Annotated in this window: 5 protein-coding genes and 1 tRNA gene; 4 read left to right on the plus strand and 2 right to left on the minus strand. The window is 58.9% G+C overall.

Annotated features, from left to right (window positions below; translation table 11 throughout):
* Positions 1–29: 29 nt before the first annotated feature.
* Positions 30–353, minus strand: coding sequence for a hypothetical protein (locus KW824_RS18140; protein ID WP_171273046.1), 324 nt, complete (start codon positions 351–353; stop codon positions 30–32).
* Positions 354–612: 259 nt separating this feature from the next.
* Here KW824_RS18140 and KW824_RS18145 point away from each other — a divergent pair, with 259 nt between their 5' ends.
* From KW824_RS18145 to KW824_RS18160, 4 genes are all read left to right on the plus strand, one after another.
* Entirely contained in the window at positions 613–1,209 is a 597-nt protein-coding gene (locus KW824_RS18145; RefSeq protein WP_042650020.1) for an NAD(P)H-dependent oxidoreductase, read from the plus strand.
* Complete coding sequence (gene kefC, locus KW824_RS18150) at positions 1,209–3,065, plus strand: glutathione-regulated potassium-efflux system protein KefC (protein ID WP_218410618.1); 1,857 nt, start codon at positions 1,209–1,211, stop codon at positions 3,063–3,065. Before KW824_RS18145 ends, kefC begins: the two co-directional genes overlap by 1 nt.
* Positions 3,062–3,448 (plus strand): SirB2 family protein, encoded by a 387-nt coding sequence (locus KW824_RS18155; protein WP_005332163.1) that lies wholly within the window; start codon positions 3,062–3,064, stop codon positions 3,446–3,448. Before kefC ends, KW824_RS18155 begins: the two co-directional genes overlap by 4 nt.
* Positions 3,449–3,742: 294 nt before the next feature.
* Complete coding sequence (locus KW824_RS18160) at positions 3,743–4,729, plus strand: YafY family protein (RefSeq protein WP_043131274.1); 987 nt, start codon at positions 3,743–3,745, stop codon at positions 4,727–4,729.
* Between the two features lie 1,262 nt (positions 4,730–5,991).
* Here KW824_RS18160 and KW824_RS18165 read toward each other — a convergent pair.
* Positions 5,992–6,068, minus strand: a tRNA-Asp gene (locus KW824_RS18165).
* Positions 6,069–6,114 lie beyond the last annotated feature (46 nt).

Raw genomic sequence — 6,114 nt, forward strand, 5'->3', positions numbered from 1 at the left:
AATACCCAATGAACAGGGGACAAATCGACTCAACCGAGTGTGCGAGGGGGACGCTCCAGCCGTGCCCTCGGGGCATCCGGCACATAGAGAGAAGGGGAGAGGTAATCCGGGGAGTCAGGTTCCAGCATGGCCACCGTCAGGCTGTCGCCGGTCAGCACCGTCATGGCGAGGGCCGACGTGAAGCTGCCACAGGGCATGGCCTTCTCCAGGGTGCGCTCGCTCTGGCTGCAGTGGGGCGTCAGGGTACAAAGATCGGTCGCGGCCCGGCTGCCAAACGACATCAACACCAGCACCAGACTCCACAGGGGGAGCCAGCGACGGGCGTGAGCGAGTTGGCGACGGGTAAAAACCATGACATGACTCAGTAATCAAAGGAGGCCTATGGTAACCCCTGGCCCCGGGGGAGGGTCAAGCCTGCCACCTGAGGGAGATCAAAAGAGGGTGAGATGGGCCGAAGGCCATGGCACACTCCCCCTGACAGCGTGGCGCCAAGAGAGGTGCGTACTACCAAGGCCTTCTCGTCCACCACTGGCGGCTCAGGGCGCTTCTTGATAACGTCGCCATTCGATGCATCTTATTCGCCGACACGAGTCCCGCTCAGGTTATGACCCCATGAAACGCATTCTGGTTATTTTCTCGCACCCGGCGCTGCAGAGCTCCCGGGCCAACCGGCAACTGCTGCAGGCCATCGACGGCCTGGAGGGGGTCACCCTGCACGACCTCTATCAGCAGTACCCGGACATGTATATAGACGTGAAGCGCGAGCAGGCACTGCTGGCGGAGCACGATCTCATCGTCTTCCAGCACCCCTTCTACTGGTACTCCTGCCCCGCCATCATGAAGGAGTGGATGGACCTGGTGCTGGAATATGGCTATGCCTACGGCCCGGAGGCTCATGCCCTGGCCGGCAAGCAGTGGCTCTCCGCCATCACCACCGGGGGCGCCCCCGAATCTTATTGCAGCGCGGGTTACAACCAGCGGCCCCTGCTCGACTTCCTGCTGCCGTTCCAGCAGACGGCGCAGCTCTGCGGCATGCACTGGCTGCCTCCCTTCGTACTGCACTCCTTCCACAAGCTCAAGGATCCCCAGGCCCTGCACCGCTGCGGCCAGGACTATCGTCAACTGCTCTGCGCCCTGCGCGATGAACAACTGACCCCGGCCCAGCTGGGTGCGAGCCCTTATCTGCGCGATCTGCTGGAGGTGCTCTGATGGGACATGGCTTGCTGTTTGACGCCTTGATCTACCTCTCGGCGGCGGTGATCGCCGTGCCGCTGGCCAAGCGCTGGGGGTTGGGGTCCGTGCTCGGTTATCTACTGGCGGGCATCATCATAGGTCCCTTCCTGCTGGGGCTGGTGGGGGAGCAGAAGGATGTGATGCACTTCGCCGAGTTCGGGGTAGTGCTGATGCTGTTCCTGGTCGGGCTGGAGCTGCGTCCCGCCCTGCTGTGGCAGTTGAAGGGCCCCATCCTGGGGACAGGTGGCCTGCAGGTACTGCTCACCACCGCCACCCTGACCGGGGTGGGCTATCTCATCGGCCTGCCCTGGCAACAGGGGCTCGCCATCGGCCTCATTCTGGCACTCTCCTCCACCGCTATCGTGCTGCAGAGCCTGCAGGAGCGCAAACTGATGCAGAGCGAGAGCGGCCGTTCCGCCTTCGCTGTGCTGTTGTTCCAGGACATCGCCGTCATCCCCATCCTGGCTATCCTGCCGCTGCTCGCCATCGCGCCGGTAGCCAGCAACGGCAATCCGGACCTGGCAGGCTGGCAACACGGTCTGCTGGTGGTTGCCGCCATCGCCGGCATAGTACTGGGCGGCCACTACCTGATGCGACCGGTATTTCGTGCCATCGCTCAATCCCACATGCGGGAGATCTTCGTCGCCGCAGCCTTGCTGCTGGTGATCGCCATCGCGGTGCTGATGGAGTCGGTGGGGCTCTCCCCCGCCCTGGGCTCCTTCCTCGCCGGGGTGGTGCTGGCCGACAGCGAGTATCGCCACGAACTGGAGGCGGACATAGAGCCGTTCAAGGGACTGCTGCTCGGCCTGTTCTTCATGTCGGTGGGGGCCGGCATCGACTTCGGCCTGTTTGCCGCCCATCCCCTGCTCATTCCGTCCCTGGTGGTAGGCCTGATGGTCTTGAAATGGGGGGTCCTGATGGTGCTCGGCCTGGTCATTCGCATCTCACCGAGCCAGCGCTGGACCTTCGCCCTGGCGCTTGCCCAAGGGGGGGAGTTCGCCTTTGTGCTGTTTTCATTCGCCACCCAGAACAAGGTACTGCCCAGTGACATCATCTCGCTGCTGACCCTGGTGGTGGCGCTCTCCATGGCGCTGACGCCGCTCTTGCTGATCCTCAACGATCGGGTGATCCAGCCATGGTTCGACTACCGCAACCAGGCCGACACACCCGAGCACGAACAACCCGAGCTGGTCGAGCACCCCGTCATCATCGCCGGTTTTGGCCGCTTCGGTCAGATAGTCGGACGTCTGCTGCACGGTCACGGCATCGGCACCACCATCCTCGAACAGGACGCCAGCCAGATAGAGATGCTGCGCAAGTACGGCTATCAGGTATTCTACGGGGATGCCAGCAGACTCGACCTGCTCCATGCCGCTGGCGCCCACAAGGCCAGGCTGCTGGTGCTCTCCATCAACGATCCGGCCACCTCTCTCGAGGTGATCGAGATGGTGAAGAAACACTTCCCGCACCTCAAGATACTGGCCCGCGCCCAGGACAGGCCCCATGCTCACGAGATCCTCCGTCACGGCGTCGACAGCGTGCACCGGGAAACCCTGGGTTCGGCCGTGGATCTGGGGGTAGAAGCACTGACCCAGCTGGGATTTCGGGCCAACCAGGCCTGGCGTGCGGGCCAGGTGTTCAAGCAGTATGACAACCGGCTGCTGCGGGAACAGGTCAACTACCTGGATGATGAACACACCTATATCAACAAGAGCCTGCAATACCGCGAGATCCTCTCCGATCTGCTGCAAGACGATCAGGAAGGACAGGAGCGTACCCACGCTCACAACTGGAACAGCGGTCTGCCCGACAACAACAAGGAAGCAATATGATTGCCTATTACCCCATGCTCAAACACCTGCACATGACCCTGGCCCTGGTCAGCCTGTTGCTGTTCATCTACCGCTGGAGCCTGGCACTGGCTGGCAGCGGGCGATTGCAACAGAAGTGGCTCAAGGTGCTGCCCCATATCAACGACACTTTTCTGCTGCTGTTTGGCGTGCTGCTGGCGGTGACCCTGCAGATGAGCCCGGGGCAACAGCCCTGGCTGATGGCCAAGCTGATCGCCCTGGTAGTCTACATAGGTCTCGGGGTCATGGCGCTCAAGCGCCCTGCTCGCGGCCAGAAGCTGGTGGCCGGTGTGGCGGCGCTGGCGGTGTTTGGTTACATGATTGGCGCCGCCATCACCAAGTCAGCCTGGTCCTGGGTGGCCTGACCCCCTCTTTGCCGGTGAGGGCTCAGTCCCTCACCCCCTTTCCCACCTCCCCCCTCTCATTCTCCCTACACATTTCCCCCCGACCGTGACAATAGGGGAAAAGAAGTGAACGCTTTATTTTGGCAAAAAAAGGCTCCACACAACCCCCTTCATTTTTGTTTTTATGATATTTATCAATTTCTTATCTCGATATGTATGAAAATGGCGACAGTTGTCGCAGCAAAACTTGCGACATAGACTGTCGCAAGCCATGGCTAGGATACACTCAACGCTAAACCAGTGAAGGCATGCACCATGAGTAAGAAGCTGTTACGACAACTGACCTTGGCGCGTTGCATCCCGCACCGCCCTTACAAGCTGACCGCCAGCCAGCTCCAGGTAAAACTGGAAGAGGAAGGCATTCACGTCAGTCTGCGTACCGTGCAACGGGATCTGGAAGAGATGTCCGGCATGGGACTGTTCGACCTCACCTCCGATGAGCGCAGCAAACCTCACGGTTGGTGCTTCGAGCGCCACGGACTGAACGACTTTGCCAACATCATGCCGCTCTCGCTGGCGGTGGCCCTTAAAACCTGGAGTGATCAGGCGAGCCAACTGCTACCGGCGAGTGTATTGACCGAGTTGAATCCTCTGGTCGACAAGGCCAGCCAGGTGATCCGGGACAGTCAGAGCGAGCTGGCGGAACGTTGGCTCGAGAGCGTGCATCAGTCGCCGCGCCCATTTGCCGGCAACCCGGAGATCCGCCGCAGCACCCTGATCCGCGACGCCCTCTGGCGTGGTCGCAAGTTCAGCGCCGAGATCCAGCGCGTCATCAAGGAGCGCACCGTGTGGCTCTGTTATGACCGTATCAATCCGCTCGGGATCCTGAACCAGCCCGATGGCCCCATCCTGCTCTGCACGTTGTCCGAGCTGGATCCCAAGGTCTACGGCATTCCGTTCGATCACATAAAAAATGTGGAACTGACCAACTTCAGCGCCACCCAGCCGAAGGATTTCAATGTCCAGAGGCTGATCCGCGACCAGGGCTATCAGGACGTCAGCGGTCCGATCCGCTTCGTCGGGCGCATCGACGCCAACTGCCCCACCCTGATCGATGGGCAGATCCCGGGACACAACCCGCGCATGACCCGCTACGACAAGCGCAGCGTGGTGGTGGAGACCGAGGTCCAGGATACACCCGAGTTCCGCTCCTGGTTGAACAACATGAGCGGCAACCTGGAAGTATTGGCACCGGAGTCCCTGCGCAAGGCATATCCGACACCGGGTACCCGGGTCAGCTGAGCACAATCGGATGAATGATGAAAAGCCGAGCATGAGCTCGGCTTTTGTCTGTTTTTCATACATAATTATTCAATTAATTTTTAACTCTTACATCCCAGATTGAACCTTCTGTACCATCGTTTTCCTCCCTGTTTTTGGTTGTAAGAGATCCGCCATTCCTCCTGTAAGACCCCTCAGTGTTGAGCCGTACGTGAAGCCATCCCGAGAGCCCCATGCTTTCCTGAGAAACTAAATAAGACACTGATAAAAAAGACAAATTAAGATTAATGGTTGATATCTATTCAGCATCCGACGCTATCTGATGGCCTTTCATGCCTTGTTCCTGCCCACGATTGCCTTAGTATGGGTCTCACAAGGATGGCTGGTTCGGCAGGATGCAGGAACAGCGCATAAATAGGAAAAGCCACAGGACGTGGCAGGACACCTCAGGATGAGGTTGATAACCCGGATGGTTATCACAAGGAATGACAGGACAACCGCAGGATGCGGTCGAAGGACACCTCGGGATGAGGCAGGGTGGCACGGATAGTCACTCTTCAGGATGACAGGAACCCCGCAGGAGCGGCAGGAACAGCTTCAGGATGAAGCGAGATGACCAGGGTGGTTATCTGTCAGGATGACGCAAGGAACACCACTGGATGTGGTAATGGACACCTCCAGGATGGAGAGGGTGAAGCAATCAGGAGTGATTGCCAGGCTAGGATGGCCACAGGACACCCCAATGGAATGGGAAGGGGAAATTCCAAAGGAAAGGATAGAGTCAAGGATTGCAGGGAGCATGGCAGTTCAGGGACTGGACGAGATGACTTGAGGGGACGGCACACGCCGTCCCCTTTTCTTTATACCCACTTCAGCGAATCAGCCCATCCTGGGGTCGCGCTTACCCCATGTCCCGAAGTGTTGCCTGAATCACCTCACCCGCAGGCATAAGGAGCATCGCGTGGACGACTCCTGGCCACAGTTATCGAAACCAATATCCATTGAAAGCAGAACGCCTTGGCTCCCCCAGAGACGCTACTTCATCACTTCTTTATTCATCGAGCAGCGCAGTCTGTTGAGTGGACGATTTGCCCCCTCCCTCTACATCATATGCACCAGAGAAAAATCAGTGGCGGAGTGCCTAGAAAAGCCGTGTGATACCTGGTGACAAATAGAGATCATGTGGCAACTCGCCGATATCTCGAGCTTTTAGTGGTGATAGTGGTGTTTCGGGGTGCTTGAAACGAAAAAAAGCCCAGTCGTGAGACTGGGCTTCTTGTTAGTGGCGGAGCGGACGGGACTCGAACCCGCGACCCCCGGCGTGACAGGCCGGTATTCTAACCGACTGAACTACCGCTCCGCTGTCTGGTTAGCTTTTTGCTAAATTGTCTGCCGCTTCATTGAGG

Source organism: Aeromonas sp. sif0611 (assembly GCF_019218845.1).
In the GTDB taxonomy this organism is placed as follows: Bacteria; Pseudomonadota; Gammaproteobacteria; order Enterobacterales; family Aeromonadaceae; genus Aeromonas; species Aeromonas media.